This is a genomic window from Streptomyces sp. NPDC006430 (assembly GCF_040612395.1).
Lineage (GTDB): Bacteria > Actinomycetota > Actinomycetes > Streptomycetales > Streptomycetaceae > Streptomyces.
This window is the reverse complement of sequence record NZ_JBEXQA010000007.1, coordinates 68,872-87,104: the sequence shown is the minus strand read 5'-3', so window position 1 is coordinate 87,104 and position 18,233 is coordinate 68,872. Positions and strand designations below refer to the sequence as shown.

General features: G+C 67.9%; 7 protein-coding genes and 2 pseudogenes. 5 read left to right on the top strand and 4 right to left on the bottom strand.

What is annotated here, in order from left to right:
• Nucleotides 1–399: 399 nt before the first annotated feature.
• Together ABZZ20_RS13185 and ABZZ20_RS13180 are read left to right on the top strand one after the other, a co-directional pair.
• A pseudogene (locus tag ABZZ20_RS13185) lies at nucleotides 400–585 on the top strand (helix-turn-helix domain-containing protein); the annotation flags it as partial.
• A pseudogene (locus ABZZ20_RS13180) lies at nucleotides 579–1,696 on the top strand (site-specific integrase); the annotation flags it as partial. The pseudogenes ABZZ20_RS13185 and ABZZ20_RS13180, both read left to right, overlap by 7 nt.
• A 202-nt stretch (nucleotides 1,697–1,898) precedes the next feature.
• Here ABZZ20_RS13180 and ABZZ20_RS13175 read toward each other — a convergent pair.
• Nucleotides 1,899–2,357: a hypothetical protein gene (locus tag ABZZ20_RS13175; protein WP_356869509.1), complete on the bottom strand. Its 459-nt coding sequence runs from the start codon at nucleotides 2,355–2,357 to the stop codon at nucleotides 1,899–1,901.
• A 2-nt stretch (nucleotides 2,358–2,359) separates the two neighbouring features.
• Nucleotides 2,360–9,001, bottom strand: a complete 6,642-nt coding sequence (locus ABZZ20_RS13170) for a polymorphic toxin-type HINT domain-containing protein (protein ID WP_356869508.1) — start codon at nucleotides 8,999–9,001, stop codon at nucleotides 2,360–2,362.
• A 513-nt stretch (nucleotides 9,002–9,514) separates the two neighbouring features.
• Here ABZZ20_RS13170 and ABZZ20_RS13165 point away from each other — a divergent pair.
• Nucleotides 9,515–13,489: an FG-GAP-like repeat-containing protein gene (locus tag ABZZ20_RS13165; RefSeq protein ID WP_356869507.1), complete on the top strand. Its 3,975-nt coding sequence runs from the start codon at nucleotides 9,515–9,517 to the stop codon at nucleotides 13,487–13,489.
• A 99-nt stretch (nucleotides 13,490–13,588) separates the two neighbouring features.
• Here the strand turns inward: ABZZ20_RS13165 and ABZZ20_RS13160 are convergent, their stop codons facing one another.
• Entirely contained in the window at nucleotides 13,589–14,335 is a 747-nt protein-coding gene (locus ABZZ20_RS13160) for a GNAT family N-acetyltransferase (protein ID WP_356869506.1), read from the bottom strand.
• A 471-nt stretch (nucleotides 14,336–14,806) separates the two neighbouring features.
• Here ABZZ20_RS13160 and ABZZ20_RS13155 point away from each other — a divergent pair, with 471 nt between their 5' ends.
• Both ABZZ20_RS13155 and ABZZ20_RS13150 read left to right on the top strand, forming a co-directional pair.
• A complete protein-coding gene (locus tag ABZZ20_RS13155; protein ID WP_356869505.1) occupies nucleotides 14,807–15,607 on the top strand; it encodes a carbon-nitrogen hydrolase family protein in 801 nt (266 codons plus the stop codon).
• A gap of 86 nt (nucleotides 15,608–15,693) precedes the next feature.
• Nucleotides 15,694–17,391: an NAD(P)/FAD-dependent oxidoreductase gene (locus ABZZ20_RS13150; protein WP_356869504.1), complete on the top strand. Its 1,698-nt coding sequence runs from the start codon at nucleotides 15,694–15,696 to the stop codon at nucleotides 17,389–17,391.
• Nucleotides 17,392–17,546: 155 nt separating this feature from the next.
• Here the strand turns inward: ABZZ20_RS13150 and ABZZ20_RS13145 are convergent, their stop codons facing one another.
• A complete protein-coding gene (locus tag ABZZ20_RS13145; RefSeq protein ID WP_356869503.1) occupies nucleotides 17,547–18,188 on the bottom strand; it encodes a DUF5995 family protein in 642 nt (213 codons plus the stop codon).
• Nucleotides 18,189–18,233: the final 45 nt, after the last annotated feature.

The following is an 18,233-nucleotide window of genomic DNA, read 5'->3' as shown; positions in this document are numbered from 1 at the left end:
AGGGACCCCTCCCGCGACCTTCGACCACTCACCACGACGAACCCGCACCCGTACTCGGCCCCCTGCCCCTCGGAGGGAGGGCCGGGGCCTGGGACAGAGCCCCAGAACAGTCTGCCGCTGCGGGTTGTTGCGCGCCCGGACCGGCGGGGCCGTCGGCAAGCGGGGCGGAGACAGGAGCGGGCGGCGGCCCCGCAGGGCCGGAGCGCGCGCGGCCCGCGTCAGCGGGTCGCCTTGATCAAGTAAAGAAACTCTGAACAGCTCACCCATCGGTCGAGCTGTCCGGTCCCGGTAGATGCTTGACACTTCGATCCCAGCTGATGGTTGACGGTGGCCGTGATCGGCTTTGCTGTGCGCGTTGTTTCGGCGCGTGTGGGGAGGCCGGGATTGGCTCTGGTGGAGTTGTCGGTTGTCGAGCAGAGATACCGGGCTGTACTTGCGGTCCTGGCGGGTGCGACGGTGACGGAGGTCGCCGCTCATCTGGACGTTTCGCGGCAGACGGTCAGCGAGTGGAAGTCGCGCTATGAGGCTTCGGGCCTGGCGGGACTGGCGGACCGTTCGCGTAGGCCGGCCTCGTGTCCTCATCGAAGATCGCCGCCAGCAACCGCGGCCTCCCCGTCCCGTCCTCGCAGGGCGGCCTGGCGGCGTACCTGACGTACTGGCTGGAGAACGTCGCCGTCCACCACCTCCGCGAGACCACCCACACCCGATACACCGCCTGCGTCGACCGCTACCTCATCCCCGGTCTCGGCAAGAAGAAGCTCGCCAAGCTCACTGCCAAGGACGTCCGCACCTGGCTCAACGAACTCCGTACCAGCTGCCAGTGCTGCGCACGCGGCATCGACCTCGACCGCGATCAGCCCCGATGCTGCACCACCGGAGCGTGCTGCTCCAAGCATCTCTCCCCGCTGACGCTCGCGTACATCCATTCCGTCCTCAAGTCCGCCCTGGAGCACGCCGTCCGAGAAGAGGAGATCCCCCGTAACGTGGCCCGAAACGTCCGCACTGGTACACCCCGCCCCCGCCGCTTCGAACCACTCACCGCCGACGAAGCCCACCGGTTTCTCGCCGCCGTCAAGGGCACCCGTCTGCACGCACTGTACGAACTCGCCCTCCACACTGGCCTAAGCAAGGGTGAGCTCCTCGGCCTCCCTGGGAAGACCTCGACCTCAACGCGGGCACCGCATGCATCCGCCGGACGCTGCAGCGCACGAACGCAGGCGGCCTCACCACGCTGCCCGCCAAGACCCGGACCTCCGAGCGTCGCATCGCACTCCCCGCCCGCTGCCTCCAGTCGCTCAAACACCACCGCGAACAGCAGCAGCAGGAACGGAACACTGCGGGCGCCGAGTGGCAGCAGAGCGCGTACTTGTTCGCCACCCCTCAGGGCAGACCGATCGACCCGGCCAACCTCACCCGGACCTTCACCACGCTCCTCCGCAAGGCAGGCCTCCGCCATCCGCTTCCACGACTTCGACACTCGACCGCGACCCTCCTGCTGGAACAGGGAGTCGAACTCGTCGTCATCAAGGAACTTCTCGGCCACGCCCACATCGGCGTCACCGCCACCGTTTATGCCCACGTAAGGCTCCGCCTCCAGCGAGACGCCATCGACCTCCTCGGCCACGCCCTCCGCGACTCCGCCGGCCAACCCGAAGACCGCGACGACCCACCGCTCTGCGCAGTCCCCGTCCCCTGACGTTGCCGTCAACTACTGCCGTCAGACACCTCTGAGGCCCCATCAGTCACAACTGATGGGGCCTCAGATTTGTGCTTAGAAATTCATGCGGCTCGGATGAAGATCCCATTTTCGATAGGACCAGGCCGCCGGATTGCTCAGCAGGGGAATCTATCCGTCTCCAGCAACCTGGCAGTGAATCCTTTCCATCGCGATCAGCAAATCACGAAATGGAGGAACTATTGACGCTCGACCAATAACTGCGAGCTGCCTCGACAATCGGATCATACTCGGCAGATGTCACGACGGCGACCAGCGTAGGGCCCGTCAAAGATCCATCCTCGTCACCTCGCGCCACCACAACGACGTTCCCCTTGTATACGTATCCGTGAATCAACCAGTCGTCCAACGACTCGGCGATAGACAGGGTTGTGTGGTCGTGGAGCTCCTCCTCAGTCAGCAACGCCGAGAGCACGGCATCCCTGTCCGAGAACAAGAGACTAAGCCGATCGTCCTCCAGATGCGTCAGGTCACCCAGCCTGGCCATGGCTGTGCCCAGAATGCACGGTTCGGTGTCACCGATCAATTGACTGTCGATGATGAGCTGGAACCGGAACATTCCGCAGCCCTTCAAAGGGGCGACAAGAATTCCGAATCGACCGTCGTCGGTCAAGAACCTCACGTTTAGCCTCTCCTGACCTGAATGGGAACACGACTCATCGGAATCGGAACTGGAGTACCCGACTTCGTCACACCGCTGGTGCTACCACTCCAGTGCCACTTACCGTTGCCGTCATCGAAGTAACGGTAGTACTCGGCACTCTTGCCGGAACCGACCTTAGTCCACCTGGTGCCGTCGACGAGGACGCTCTTGCCGAATTGCTCCGCAGCGTCACCCGGCAGCACTGCCTTCTTCGGAACATACGGGTTCGGACCACCCGTCGGATCATGGTGCCCGGGGTTTTCATACTCAGGGCATGTGCTGTTGTGAACCAGTACCGGCGTCTGACCAGCGAGTACATAGTACGTGTGGAAGTCTTCGACCGTGAAGTTGTACGTCTTCGCCTGCTCGGTGAATGCCCTGTTGGCTGTAACGAGAACGGTGCTCTCGCCGTCGGTCGCGAGGGTCATGCCGGGGCGGAGGTCGGCGGCGACGATCCAAGTGCGCTCGGAAGGTGACCAGAACGGGTGCTCGTGAGTTGCCGTGATCTCACTGATTCCGTCGGGTGTTGCAACGGAGAGCGTATTCAGCTCCCGCACACCTTCCGATCGAATGAGCTTTGCGACGGGGCGAGCTTCAGTCTCTCCCGACCTTGGGTCGGTGGCAAGAACGCTGTCGCCGACCTCTACATCCTCGATCTTCTTGGTGGTGCCGTCAGCCAGAACGATGAGTGTTCCGGCAAGGAAGCAGTTGCCCCTGGGGCGACCTCTGCCCAGTCCCGGGCCTTCACCACCTCCGGCTCTCCCGTGAGCATAGAGCTCGCTAAGGAACCCAGGGATCTGATATGCGTCGGTCTCGGTGTCGACGCCTTGGTTCAAGAGCCAGTTGTCGAAATCCCCACCGTAGTCACATCCCGGTGTTCCGGGCCCACCGTCACCCCGGCAGTCCGAATCAAACGGCCATCCGAAGAGTGACGAGGCGTGGACCACGCTGCTGATCGAACCGTAGAATGCCTGGTCAAACCAGGTCGACGTGTGAGTGTCCGGCTTCTTCGAGACGCGAGTACTTCCACTTCCACCTTTCCTGCCAGATGAGCCTCTGCAATCCGGGTCATGCTGGCAGGAGTAGTTCTTGCGGCGAACGTACTCGGGTGAGAGGGTGCCTCCGTTTGAGGCGACGATCTTTTCGTAGTTCTGGCCGTAGTCGATGACGTCAGTGCCGGAGCCATTGCACGTGTACATGCCGCTGGCGCACTCTTCGAGTTTCCGGCCAGTGGGGTCCCAGAACGTGAAGGGGTTCTGGTTCGAGTACGTGTATCCGTGGAGCTGCTGCGAGTCGCTCAGGTCCATCACCGGGTCGACCGAGACGAAGCGGCCGATGATCGGGTCGTACTCGCGGGCGCCGATGTGGGTGAGGCCGGTGTCGGCGTCCTTGGTTCCACCGACGAAGCCCTTGTCGCCCGTCCAGCCGGTGGGCTGGGTGCCGCGTGCCTCGCCGAAGAGTCCCGTCTTGCGGCGGGTGACGGTCTGGGTGGCGTCCGCGGTGATCTGGGTGGTGCCGGTGTTGTGGTGGTCGGCGAGGGTGAAGGTGAGCTTGCCGGCCTCGCGCATGGCGACGCCGCCGTAGTAGCGGGTGCCGGTGATCGTGCCGGCCTTGTCGAGGTGGAGTTCGTTGCCACCGGGCAGGTAGAGCGTCGTGCTCTTGGTGTCCTTGCGGAGCAGGCGCTGGCCGGCGGTGTCGTAGAGGAAGGAGTTGCTGGTGGTGCCCTGGTTGAGGGTCTTCAGGTGTCCTTCGACGTCCCAGTCGAGGTACTGGGTTTCACCGGTGCCGCTCTTGCGGGTCTTGGTGTTGCCGCTCTCGTCGTAGGTGAAGGTCTCGTCGTGCGGGTCGGTGCCGGTCTGGGTGACCTTGGTCAGGTCGTGCTTCCCGGCGGTCGGCGCCGCGTAGGTGCGGATCGTGTCCGCGGTCGGGCCCGAGGCCGTCATGTGCTTGGTCTCGGTCTTGCGGTTGCCGACCGCGTCGTAGGTGTAGGTGGTCCAGTACGGGTCCTCGCCGCCGATGACGGTGGCCGACGGGGAGTTCGCGCAGGTCTCGCCCTTGTTCGTCCAGGCCTGCGTGATGCGCCGCAGGGCGTCGAGCTCGACGCACTGGGTGTCGGTCGTACGGGCGGTGTCCTGGCCGTACGCGGTGGCGATGGACTTGAGGTTGCCCGCGGGGTCGTTGGTGTACTTGGTGTCCTCGATCCGCTGGGGTGCGAGGTCACGGTCGGTGTACGCGCGGCTGACGGCACCGGTGTGCTCGTCGTACTCGGTGGAGCGGTACAGGCGCTGGCCGAGGGCTCCGAGTTCCTGGCGGGTGTTACGGCCGTAGTGGTCGTACGTCATCGCCGTGACCAGGCGGCTGTTACCGGCGCTCATGCTGTTGAGGAGACCGGAGACCGACTTGTAGGTGCTGCCGACCGTTTCGGCCGGGAGGTTGCCCATGGCCGGGTGCTTGGTCGTCAGGAGCTGACCGGCGATGTTGTAGGTGTTCGTCCACTGGTAGGTGCCCGCCAGCGCCCCGGTGTCCGGGGTGGAGGGGATGGTCACCTTCGTGGTGAGCGGCTGGTAGAGGGAGTTGTAGAAGAGGACTTCCGACTCGTACGCCTTGCCGTCCACGAAGCGCGTCGACTTTGTCAGCTGGCCCTTGGCGACTGTGTCGTAGGTCTGCGAGGTCAGCGTTGTCGCGCCCTGCTTGGTGGCGGTGGGCCGGCCGAGGTCGTCGTAGTCGGTGTGCAGCGTGACACCGCGGGCATCAGTGACGTCCGTGGTGCGGTCACCGGCGTCGTAGGCGGACTTGCTGATGCCCTTGTCCGGGTCGTTCGACTCGATCTGACGGCCGCGGATGTCGTAGGTGTACGTCCACTTGGCGCCCGCCGGGTCGGTGACCTGGGCCAACTGGCCCAGCTTGTTGTAGCTGTACAGCGTCGACTGCGAGGTGGTGCGGCCGGCGTCGGTGTACTGCTTGAGCTCGGTCGTGCGGCCCTGCGCGTCGACGATCGTGGTCGTCGAGGTTGCGCCCTGGGGCGGGATCACCGTGGTGGTGTCACCGGTGTAGCTGCTGGTGGCGCGCTTGGTCTCGGTGCCGAACTTCTTGGAGATCACCGCGGTCGGCCGTCCGGCGCCGTCGAAGACGGTGTCGGTGGACGCGGGGTAGTTGAGCTCCTGGCCGGTCACCAGGTCAGGCGAGGGAGCGCCGTCGGCGTAGTAGGTGCCGGAGTTGCGCCAGGCCAGGCCGCGGGTGTCGTAGAACGTCTCCGTGATCAGACGCCCCGCCAGGTCGGGGGACTGCGTCTGCGTCTGGCGCTCGCGCAGCAGGCCGTCCTGGATGGAGTAGACGGTGGAGTACTTGTAGTCGTGCGTCAGCGTCTTGGAGGTGACGACGTTCGGGCCGTCGTTGCGGACCGTGTAGTCGAACACCCGGCTCGGGGTGTTGGGGTTGTCGACCGCCGTCCAGTTCGGGAGCCAGACCTTCGTCGTACGCCCGAGGGCGTCGTACGCCGTGCTGGTGACCTTGCCGTTGGGGTCGGTCACCTTCGTCGGCAGCCCGCGCAGCGGGTCCACCTCGGAAGTGGTGGTGTGCGCGAGCGGGTTCGTCACGACCATGGACGTCGGGACCTCGCCCGTGGCGGGGGTGTAGGCGGTCGTGCTGACCTTGTTGTACGCGTTGGTGCCGGCCAGGGCTCGGCCGTAGACGTCGTAGCAGAGCTCGTTCTTGGCGGCGCCGCAGGTCGACGGCACGGTGGAGACGACGTCGTAGCCGTCGCCCTTGCCGTTGATCTTCTCGGTCTTCGTCACCAGACCCGAACCGGGAACGGTGCCGAGCGTGCCGTTGTCGAAGTAGGTACGGACGTCGCCGATGACGTCAGCAGGACGGCTGACCGGCGAGCCGCACGGCACGGCCACGGTCTCGACGCGGCTGTGCTTGTCCAGGATCCAGCTCGTGGTGTTGCGGGCGTACGTGGTCGTGGTGCAGGCCTCGTCACCCGCCTTGGCCGTGTCGCCCGTCGAGGACTCCCAGTCGACCATGCCGTACTCGTCGAAGTGGCGGCTCGTCTCGGTCGTGCGCGTACCGCCGGTGACGGTGGTACGGGTGGCTTCCTTCTCCGTTCCCGTCTTGTAGGAGACGAGGTCGGGCAGGCCCGACCGGAGACGCTTGGCCACGAGGTCCGAGCGCCAGGGCGTCTTGGAGGTGGCGCTGATCAGTTTGGTGGTGTCGTCGCCCTCGTACGAGGCCGACTCGCGCACCATGCCGGCGAACTCGGGCCGGTCGGTGACCGCGACGCCCGCGGAGTCCTTGGCCTCCTTGCCGTCGAGACCCCGGAAGTAGCGGGTCTCCGACAGCGTCTTGGGGTCGGTCGCTGCGCCCGTGCGGGTCTGGACCAGCCCGTAGCCGCGGGCCACGGAGTGCACGCGGTCCTCGGCCTTGGTGAGTTCGTCGGTGTTCTTGTCCCAGGCCGCCCCGCCGAGGTAGGTGTACGAGGTCACCTTGTCCGGGGTGCTGGCCAGGTTGTCGCCCTCGACGATCTGCGTGGCGACGTACGTGTTGAACCAGTCGACCTTGGAAGTCTCGCCCTCCCAGGCCCACTTGACCGGGTAGCAGCGCGTCGTGTTCGTCTCGTCCGGCTTCGGCAGGGTCGTGGGCGTGCAGTCGGGCTGGGAGTAGGTGACACCGATGGTGCCGCCGGTCTCCGTGGTCACCTGGGACATGCGCAGCCGCACGAACGGTGCGAGGCCGTCGCCGAGGGCATCCACGCGGTTGGGCCGCTGCTCACCCGTGAAGGTGACCGGCGGGAGCGGGACGTCCGTGGCTGCGCCCGACTTGCCGGTACGGGTGATGGACTTCAGCCACAGCGGGGTGGAGATGCCGTCACCGGCCGGCGGGAAGTTCTGCTCCAGGGTCCAGGAGTCGACGTCCTGGTACGCGCCACCGGTGAGGACTTTGGTGTTGATGCCGGTCAGGCGCTTGCGCGACCAGAACGTGGGTGAGTACTGGCCCTTGCACTCAGTGGACCCGTCCTTGCAGAACAGGTCGAACGGCGAGTCGGGCCAGTTCTTGGCGTTGGTCTCGTCGAAGGTGCCGCAGTTGCTCAGGCAGCGTTCGGAGACGTCGAAGGTGACCTGGCCCATCGCCTTGGCCGTGTACACGCTGTCCGCGCGCAGGCCGTAGTCGATGTGGTCGAGCCAGCCCCCGCGGATGTACGGGGTGACCGTGGCCTTGCCAGTGGTCTCAGAGACGTTGCGGCCGTAGTTGTTGGTCTCGGTCTTCCAGTAGTACGCCGTGGCGCTGCCGCCGGGGGCGACGACGTAGTCGAGCTGCCAGCGCCAGGCCTGCTGGCACCACGCGCTCGCGAAGGAGGCGTTGTAGCAGGGCTCGCCCGCCTGGTTGCCGAAGACCGGGACCGTCCAGGCGGAGTTCGTCGTCGGTGTCGAGGCGTCCTTCCAGTCGGGGAGGCGGTTCAGGCCGAAGAAGTACTGCGTACCGTCGGTCGTGGTGATCTTCCAGTGCTCACCGTCGTTGTCGCCGTTGTTGGCGCCGGTGAGCTTCTCGACCTTCTCGCCCGAGTCGGAGGCCGGGTGCCAGCCCTTGCCCTGCTCGAAGACCAGCTCGGTCGACTTCCCGCCCAGCGAGAGCGTGGCGTTGTCGTTGAACCAGCACTGGTCACCCACCTTGGTGGTGTTGGTGCCGCCGGTCTTGTCGTCGTTGCACGCCTTGTACTTGCGCTCGATGAAGCCCGGCTCCCAGTTCCAGCCGTCACCGATCCACGACGCCTGGCTGTTCGACGCCCCCATGCGGCCGTCGACCGACTGCGAGCTGTAGCTGAGCCCGATCTGCGGAGCCTGCCCGCCCGGTACGGCGGGAACGCTGATGCCGTACGACCAGGAGAAGGCGCCCGTTGACCCACCGGAACTCCACGAGCCCGAGGGCTGTAGCGAGGTCGCCTTGTAGTCACCCGTCGGGCCGGCGTCACCCGCCGTCGCCGCGAGGACCGTCGCACCCGCAGCCCCGGACGGCGCCGACTGGGCACCCGTCGCCTTCGCGCCCACACCGGGGGTCGTGACCTGCGCCGACAGCTTGCCAGCACGCGTGTCGTTGCGCGTCTGCAGAGACTTCTGCGTACGGCACTCCGCGCGCTGCGGCGTCGTCAGCGCACACGCCGGGAGCTCCACCAGGTGCAGGCGCGAGGCGTAGTCGGCGCCGTAAGCGCCGCGGAAGGCGTTGTAGTCCACCTCGACCTTCGCCGAAGCGGCTTGTGCGGAGCCGTCTGAGCGGCCCACCGACAGCAGCACGCCGTCGACACCGGCCTTGCGCGCCGCGTCCTTGCCCGCGACCGAAACCTTCACCTTCGACGGCGCCTCGGCCGCCTTGCCCGGAGCCACGTACACCGCGACCGGGAGCTTGCCCGCCTTCTGCGAGCCGGATCCGATGGTCGGAGCCTGGGCCGAACCCGTCAGGAACGACTTCGACACGGGACCCGAAGCCGTAGCCGCAGTCAGGTCCACCTCCGCGGAACCCGCCGCCGGCCAGGAGACCTTGGGAGCCTTCCACGGCGTCGCCGCGTCATCGGCCTTCTTCGCCCCGCCCGCGCGGACCGGCTTGACCGGTACCGCCTTCGGCTGCTTCAACTCCGGCAACGACGGACGGACTTTGCTGTCCGCTACGGCAATCGCGCCCGGCAGCATGCCGGAGAGGACTGTTGTGGCCAATGCCACAGAAAGCCCTCGCATGCGAAATCTTCTCACACCCCACCCCATGTTTCTATGAAAATTTATCGGGCCAGGATAATGCTCGGAATTTGTCGATGAGGCGCCAGGTAGTGGCTTGAAATAGACCTTCCGATGCGTCGGCTGGCCCATAATGGAAGTTGTGCCCCAAAAGGGACTCTACGCCTAAGATCGGCATAAAAATCGCAGGTCAGAGTGTTGAGTTGTGTCGGTGGCCAGTAGAGTTTTCGCCAATAGTCGACGGTTGGAGTTTGTGTGAGAAGAAGAGAGGCCCTCTCCGGCGTGCCGGGAGGGCGGGGGGTTTCACGGGTCATTTCCGTGGCGCTGATAAGCGGAATTGTTGCTACCGGATTGGGTGTAATAGGCTCCGCAGAAACCGCAGTCGCCGCAACCGACCCGGTCGCTGACGGCTCCATGAGCGCGGCCGACTTCGCGCTCGCCAAGGCCAAGGAGACCGGCCAGCCGTACGAGTTGACGTCCGCCCGGACGGAGACCTCGGACACCTGGGCGCTGCCCACCGGCAAGTGGTCGGTCAAGCGCTACGGCACGACGGTGCGCGTACGGCGTGCCGGGGGGTGGGTCACGACCGACCCGACGCTGCAGTTCGCGGCCGACGGGAAGGTGACGCCGAAGGCCGCGGCCGTCCAGGTCTCCTTCTCCGGGGGCGGGACCGGGCCGCTGCTGACCGGTGTGCGCGATGGCCGGACTTTGGCGCTGACCTGGCCGAAGGCGCTGCCGACGCCGACGCTCGCCGCGAACGTGGCCACGTACGCCAACGTCCTGCCGGACGTGGACCTCCAGCTGAAGGCCGACGTCGAGGGCTTTTCCCAGCTGCTGGTCGTCAAGACTGCCGAAGCGGCCAAGCACCCCGACCTGGCCACGCTGAAGTTCAAGCTCGACACCGTGGGCCTGAACGTCACCACGGACGCGACGACGGGTCTACTGAGCGCGGTCAACCCAGCCGGGCAGAACGTGTTCACCGCCTCCGCCCCCATGATGTGGGACTCCACCACCACCGGCGCCGCTGCTACGACAGCCAAGACGGCGGCCCGTACGCTCGCTGCTGCCGACGGGACCGAGCCCGCACCCGCTGACGTGTTCGTGCCGCCGTCCGGGGCCAAGGACGCGCAGATGCCCACCACCGTGGCCGCCGGCACCCTGGAGATCAAGCCCGACCAGGCGCTCCTGACCGGTGCCGCCACGAAGTACCCGGTCTTCATCGACCCGTCGGTGGCCTGGGGCGAGCGCCAGAACTGGGCCTGGGCGTACCGGAGCTGGGCGAACAACTCGTACTGGAACACCAAGCAGGACGTCCGCGTCGGCTACGAGAGCGAGACGAACGGGCTCTCGCGCTCCTTCTTCCAGCTCGACACGTCCAACATCAAGGGTGCCCAGGTCAGCAAGTCGACCTTCCGCATCAAGGAGACCTGGGCATGGTCTTGTACGCCCACCCCCGTGGAGCTGTGGAGCACCGGTCCCATCTCACCCGCGACGACCTGGAACAACCAGCCCGGCAAGGGCAGCCGGATCGCGACCGTGTCCGCGGCCAAGGGGCGCCCCGGCTGCGAGGCGGGCAATCTGGAGTTCGACGCCACCGCGGCGGCCAGGGAATCCGCGGCCAAGGGCTGGGCGAGCGTGACGCTGGGCCTGTACGCGTCCAATGAGGGCGACGTGTACCAGTGGAAGCGGTTCGACCCCAAGACGATCACGCTGGAGACGGAGTACAACAATCCGCCCGGGACCCCCACCGGTCTGGGGACCTCGCCCTGGGTGCCCTGCGTCCAGGGCGGGGCGATCGGCAATGCCACCGTCAGCCTCTACGCGACGATCTCCGACCCCGACGCCGGAAACCTGAGCGCCGAGTACCAGATCTTCAAGGCCGGCCAGAGCACCCCCGTCGCCACGCAGACCGTTCCCGCCAACAACGGCAAGATCGCTGCCTGGAACGTTCCGGACGCCAGCCTGCCCGACGGCAGCTACACCTGGAAGGTCCGCGCCACCGACCAGGACAATGCCACCTCCGCCTGGTCGCAGACGTGCGCGTTCTCCGTGGACCGCGCCCGGCCGACCGATGCCCCCAAGATCAGCTCGACCGACTTCCCCAAGGGTGACGCCGGATGGCCGACCGTCACCGGCAAGGCCCGCACCCCCGGCACCTTCACCCTTGCCGCCAATGGCGTGAAGGACGTGACCTGGTACGGCTACTACACGGACTGGGACCCGGAGGTGAAGAGCGTCACCGTGGCCCCGGAAGGCTCGATCGACATCAAGCTCACCCCGCCCGGCGCCGGACCGCACTTCGTCTACGCCCTCAGTCAGGACCCGGCGGGCAACCGCTCCGACACCACGGCCTACCCCTTCTACGCCGCCCGTTCCGCGGCCGTGGACATCCCGGGTGACCTCAACGGCGACGGCAACCGCGACATCTGGAGCAACGACCTCTTCGGCAACCTGCTCACCTACGCCGGCCAGGGCAACGGGAAGTTCACCGCCGCGACCCGAGCGGGCAGCTCCTTCACCGGCTCCCAGGTCAGTACGCTCGGCGACTGGGACGGCGACGGTTACAACGACCTGATCGAACTCCAACAGCCGTCCGGTGCGGCGAAGAAGAAGCTCTTCGTCCACTCCAACAACGGCCAGGGCACCTCCGTCACCAACCCCATCGAGATGACGGTGGCCTGCGCCGTCAAGAACCCCACCGAGGGCTGTGACTACGGTCCCGACTGGAACGGCAACGACCACTGGTACGACGCCGAGCAGGTCATCGCGCCCGGTGACCTCAACGGCGACGGCGTCCCCGAGATCCTGATCAAGCAGGGCAAGCAGCTCTGGGCGTACTACGGAACCGTCAGCGGCAGCCTCAACAGCGACCTCACCGTCAACAGCGAGCCCGTGCTCGTCGGCGACGCCGACTGGGACAAGTACACCGTCATCGCCCCCGGCGACCTCAACGGCGACAAGGTCCCCGACCTGTGGCTGCGCGACAACGCCAGCGGCGACATCCTGCGCACCTACGGCAAGAAGAGCCTGGACGGCAATATCGTCGACCTCGCCACCTGGGGCACCCAGACCCGCACCAAGGTGGGCTCCGGCGTGACCCAGGCCGCCTACCCGCAGATCGGCTCGGCGGGCGACCTGGGCGGCGACGGTGTGAGCGACCTGTGGGCCCGCCAGGCCGACAACACCGTGGTCGGCTGGAACGGCGTCGCCTCCGGCGGCACCGTGACCGCCTTCACCTCCCAGTTCCAGATCGACGGCGTCCCCGGCGCGAAGATCCCCGCGGGCACCACCCTCACCTCCGGCGAGGAGTTCACCTCCGGCAACTCCAAGCTGGTCATGCAGACCGACGGAAACCTCGTCCTCTACACCAAGGACAACAAGCCCGTCTGGTCCACCCACACCAGCGGCAACGCGGGCGCCGTCGCCCGGATGCAGACCGACGGCAACCTCGTCGTCTACGCCGCCAACGGCACCACCGCGCTCTGGAGCACCAAGACCAGCACCCCGTACTCATACGCCGTACTGCACAGCCGCGGCGTCCTCGTGCTCTACAACGCCTCCGGCCAGAGCCTGTGGACCAGCGGCTCGCAGAACCGGCCGGACTACAACGGTGACGGCTTCACCGACGTCATCACGCGTGATGCCAACGGTGACATGTGGGCGTACCCCGGTACCGGCGGCACCGGCACCAGCACTCTCGGAAACCGTTACCTGGTGGGTTCCGGCTGGTGGCGGGACTACTGGACCATCGTCCGCACCACCGACCTCAACAACGACGGCTACACGGACATCGTCGCCCGCCACCTCAACGGCGACCTCTACTTCTACCAGGGAACCGGAAGGACCGGCACGAACACCCTGGCCAACCCGATCGTGATCGGCAACGGCTGGAACATCTACGACACCCTGATCTTCGGCGACGTCAACGGCGACGGACGTACCGACGTCATCGCCCGGGACGCCAACGGCGACCTGTGGGTCTACCCCCACGCGGGCGGCACCGGCACGAGCACGCTCGGGAACCGCTACCTCATCGGCGCAGGCTGGTCGCAGGACTACTGGACCGACATCTCCACCGCCGACTTCAACAACGACGGTCTGATGGACGTCGTCACGCGAAACCGGGACGGGCAGCTCTACCTTTACCCCGGAACCGGGAAGACCGGCACGAACACCCTGGGTGCCTCGGTGCTCATCGGTATCGGCTGGACCTCGTACGACGCTCTCAGCTTCGGCGACGTCAATGGTGACGGTCGTGCCGACGCCAGTGTCCGCGACGCCAACGGCGCCATGTGGGTCTACCCCCACACCGGCGGCACCGGCACCGGCACGCTCGGGAACCGCTACCTCATCGGCACCGGCTGGACGGGGTACGACGTCATCCTCTGACGTCTGACCGGTCCGGCCCGGGGTGGGGTTCCGTACGGAGCCCCACCCCACGTGTGTCGTACGGGGCGAACCGCGGCCCCGTCGGCCCCATCGGCCCCGTCAGGCCCGTTCGTCCGGGGTGCGCACCCCGATGAAGTACGGGCGGCGGCGCAGGGTGAAGCCCATCGACTCGTAGAGGGCGATGGCTCCCGTGTTGTCCGCCGCCGCGTGCAGGAACGGGCGGTCGCCCCGCTCCACGATCGCCGCCACCACCGCACGGATCAGGCGGCCGGCCAGGCCGCGGCCGCGGTGGTCCGGGTGCGTGCAGACGGCGCTGATCTCCGACCAGCCCGGCGGGCGCATCCGTTCCCCCGCCATCGCGACGAGTCGGCCCTCGTGCCGGATCCCGAGGTACGTGCCCAGCTCGACGGTGCGCGGCAGGAACGGCCCCGGCTTCGTCAGGTCCACGAGCTTCTGCATCTCCGGTACGTCGGCGGGCCCCAGCAGCACCGCATCGGGCGCGGCCTCGGCCCGCACCGCCCCGCCGTCCAGCTGCACGCCCGGTATGGAGGCCTCGGTCGTCCACCCCTCGGGCGGGGTGGGCAGCCCGGTGACCCAGACGGTCGCGCCCGGACCGGCCAGTGCAGCCAGGTCGGCCCAGGCGCGCGGGTCCTCCGGGTCCGCGAGTGCGGCGAACGGCGATGCGTCCGCGACGTAGCGGGCGGCCAGGCCCTGCGGCCCGGTCTCGGCGAAGGTGCTGCTCGATCCGGTCAGGGCGGCCCAGACCGGATTGTCGAGCACGTGCACGTTGAGGGGGGCGTTGAGGGGGGTGTGGAGGGGGACGGCCGTGTCGGTGTCGGGCGACATGGGGTACGGAACTCCTTCCCTCGGGTGGCCACGGGCCGCCCACCACCTTCTCGACGGCCCCGCGCACCGCCACGAGACTGCTGAGGACGACGGTCATGAGGGTCAGCATCGCTCGGGGGCCCGTTTATGCCCCGCATCCGAGGCCGCCGCCCACCAGGGCGACGGCACCCTGGCCGTGACCGCCCTCGGTGACCCGTGAGGGCGGTCGCCCGGGAGCGGTCGCACCGTCGGCAACGACACTCCCGATACCCTGGACGACCTGCGGCGACTGCGCGCCCGCCCGGGCCTCTGCGGCGACTCGTAGCCCCGAGCAGGGGAACCACGGGCACCCCCGCGCAACGAATCTCCGCGCACCCCCCGAAACACGCAACGAATCGATGCGCTGAGCGCAACGGTCACGGCTTGTCGGGGTCGAACGCGCGAACGTACCTTCAATAGGACCCCCACCCCTCCTGCCACAGAGGTTCGCCCATGCCCCCGCTGCGCACCGCCCTCCTCCAGAGCTCCGGAGTGCTCGGCGACACCGCCGAGAACCTGAAGGCGCTCGACGAGGCCGCGGCCCGCGCCGCACAGGCGGGGGCCGGACTCCTCGTGACCTCGGAGATGTTCCTGACCGGCTACGCGCTGGAGGTACAGGACATCGCCGGCCTCGCCGAACCGGCCGACGGCGAATCCGCCCACGCCATCGGCGGGATCGCCCGCCGCCACGGCGTCGCCGTGCTGTACGGCTACCCCGAGCGGGACGGCGACACGGTCTACAACGCGGCGCAGCTCGTCGGCCCGGACGGGGCCCGACTGGCGAACTACCGCAAGACCCACCTCTTCGGCTGCTTCGAGCAGGAGGCCTTCACGCCGGGCGACACCTCCGTCGTCCAGGCGGATCTGAACGGCCTCCGCATCGGCATCATGATCTGCTACGACGTGGAGTTCCCGGAGAACGTCCGGGCCCATGCGCTGGCCGGCACCGACCTCCTCCTGGTACCGACCGCGCAGATGCACCCGTTCCAGTTCGTCGCCGAACAGCTCGTCCCCGTACGGGCCTTCGAGAACCAGATGTACATCGCGTACGTCAACCGCACCGGCCCGGAAGGCGAGTTCGAGTTCGTCGGACTCAGCTGCCTGGCGAGCCCCGACGGGGCGACCCGCACGCGGGCCGGCCGCGGTGAGGAGCTGGTGTTCGGCGAGGCCGATCCCGAACTGCTGCGCGCGTCGCGCGAGACCAACCCCTACCTGCGCGATCGCCGCCCCGGGCTCTACAGCTCCCTCGTCTGAGCCCCGCCCCGCCCCGCCCCCCTGCGCCTTCGCCCCCCCCTGCGCCTTCGCCCCCCCTGCCCCACCCCCGCAAGGAGTCGTACCCCATGACGTCCACGGTGCCCACCACTGCCGTCCCGCACAGCGATGGACAGCCGCCGATCACCATGTTCGGTCCGGACTTCCCGTACGCGTACGACGACTTCCTCGCCCACCCCGCGGGCCTGGGCCAGATACCGGCGACCGAGCACGGCACCGAGGTGGCCGTCATCGGCGGCGGTCTGTCCGGCATCATCTCCGCGTACGAGCTGATGAAGATGGGCCTCAAGCCCGTCGTCTACGAGGCGGACCAGATCGGCGGCCGACTGCGGACCGTAGGCTTCGAGGGCACCGGCACCGAGGGCCTGACGGCGGAGATGGGCGCCATGCGCTTCCCGCCCTCCTCCACGGCGCTCCAGCACTACATCGACCTCGTCGGCCTGGTGACCGAGCCCTTCCCGAACCCGCTCGCCGAGGCGACCCCCTCGACGGTCGTGGACCTCAAGGGCGAGACCCACTACGCGGAGACGATCGCCGACCTCCCGCAGATCTACCGTGACGTCGCCGAGGCGTGGAACGCGTGCCTCGACGAGGGCGCCGACTTCTCCGACATGAACCAGGCGATGCGCGAGCGGGACGTCCCGCGGATCCGCGAGATCTGGGCCAAGCTCGTGGAGAAGCTCGACAACCAGACCTTCTACGGGTTCCTGTGCGAGTCGGAGGCCTTCCAGTCCTTCCGCAAGCGCGAGATCTTCGGCCAGGTCGGCTTCGGCACGGGCGGCTGGGACACCGACTTCCCGAACTCCATCCTGGAGATCCTCCGCGTCGTCTACACCGAGGCGGACGACCACCACCGCGGCATCGTCGGCGGCTCGCAGCAGCTGCCGGTGCGCCTGTGGGAGCGCGAGCCCGAGAAGATCGTCCACTGGGCCCAGGGCACCTCGCTCTCCTCCCTCCACGAGGGCACCCCGCGCCCCGCCGTGACCCGCCTGCACCGTACGGCCGGGAACCGGATCACGGTCACCGACGCCTCCGGCGACATCCGTACGTACCGCGCCGCGATCTTCACGGCCCAGTCCTGGATGCTGCTCTCCAAGATCGAGTGCGACGACTCGCTGTTCCCGATCGACCACTGGACGGCGATGGAGCGCACCCACTACATGGAGAGCTCGAAGCTCTTCATCCCGGTGGACCGCCCGTTCTGGCTGGACAAGGACGAGGAGACCGGCCGCGACGTCATGTCGATGACGCTGACGGACCGGATGACCCGCGGCACCTACCTGCTGGACAACGGCCCGGACCAGCCGGCCGTCATCTGCCTGTCCTACACCTGGTGCGACGACAGCCTGAAGTGGCTGCCGCTGTCCGCGAACGAGCGGATGGAGGTCATGCTGAAGTCCCTCGGCGAGATCTACCCCAAGGTCGACATCCGCCGTCACATCATCGGCAACCCGGTCACGGTGTCGTGGGAGAACGAGCCCTACTTCATGGGCGCGTTCAAGGCCAACCTGCCGGGCCACTACCGCTACCAGCGGCGCCTGTTCACCCACTTCATGCAGGACCGCCTCCCCGAGGACAAGCGTGGCATCTTCCTCGCGGGCGACGACATCTCGTGGACGGCCGGCTGGGCCGAGGGCGCGGTGCAGACGGCGCTGAACGCGGTTTGGGGCGTCATGCACCACCTCGGCGGCTCCACGGACGCCACCAACCCGGGCCCGGGCGACGTCTACGACGAGATCGCCCCGGTCGAGCTCCCGGAGGACTGACCTCCCGGACCCCGTGACCACGGGCCGCCCCCGCGCACACAGCGCGGCGGCGGCCCGTTCTCATGCCGGGGGAGCGGAAGGGAGGGGTGGGGAGGGGACGGGAGGGGATTGCCCGGCCGCGCCCCGGCCGGCCCGGGCGGGGCGGGCGCGGTCCGTCAGGACGTCGGCGTCAGTAGGCAGCGGCCGACCAGGCCCACCCCGGCGTCCAGGGAGTCGGTGAACTCCTCCGCCAGCTCGGGGGAGCGCCGCAGGGTCCACAGCAGGCGGGCCGCCGACCACGCGGCACCCCGCGCGCGGTCCAGGCTCCACGAGCCGAGCAGGTGCGTGAGCGGGTCGGCGATCTCCAGCAGGTCCGGGCCCGGCATCAGGTCCTCCCGGATGTGCTCCTCCAGGGAGACCAGCGTGTCGCCGACCCGGTCGAAGTCCCCTTCGAGGGCGGCGGGTTCGCAGCCCAGGGACCGGCAGGTGGACACCACGGCGAGTGCGAGGTCGTGCCCGATGTGGGCGTTGATCCCGGCCAGGGCGTGTTGCAGCGGACGGATTCCCGGGTGGCGGCGGTACTGCAGCAACGGCCGCCAGCACGCGGGGGCCCGGTCCGCCTCCACGGCCGCCAGGTACCGCTCCGCGAACCGCACGCTCAGTGTCTGCGCCCGCCGCGGCGCCGGGAACTCCCCCTGGGTGATGCGCGCGTGCAGTGTCTCCGTCACCGTCAAGTAGACCCGGTTGAAGACGGCGACGCCGTCCTGCGCGGGGAGCCGCTCGTTCAGGGCGCGCATCCGCGCGAGCACCGCTTCCATGGGAGGCAGCGTCCCAGCCGGCGGCGCCGATCCGGGGAACTTGGC

What these genes read in the sequence shown, in the direction of transcription:
- ABZZ20_RS13165 (WP_356869507.1), top strand. Translation starts at nt 9,515, where the DNA reads ATGAGCGCGGCCGACTTCGCGCTCGCCAAGGCCAAGGAGACCGGCCAG.
- ABZZ20_RS13160 (WP_356869506.1), bottom strand. Translation starts at nt 14,335, where the DNA reads ATGTCGCCCGACACCGACACGGCCGTCCCCCTCCACACCCCCCTCAAC.
- ABZZ20_RS13155 (WP_356869505.1), top strand. Translation starts at nt 14,807, where the DNA reads ATGCCCCCGCTGCGCACCGCCCTCCTCCAGAGCTCCGGAGTGCTCGGC.
- ABZZ20_RS13150 (WP_356869504.1), top strand. Translation starts at nt 15,694, where the DNA reads ATGACGTCCACGGTGCCCACCACTGCCGTCCCGCACAGCGATGGACAG.
- ABZZ20_RS13145 (WP_356869503.1), bottom strand. Translation starts at nt 18,188, where the DNA reads ATGGAAGCGGTGCTCGCGCGGATGCGCGCCCTGAACGAGCGGCTCCCC.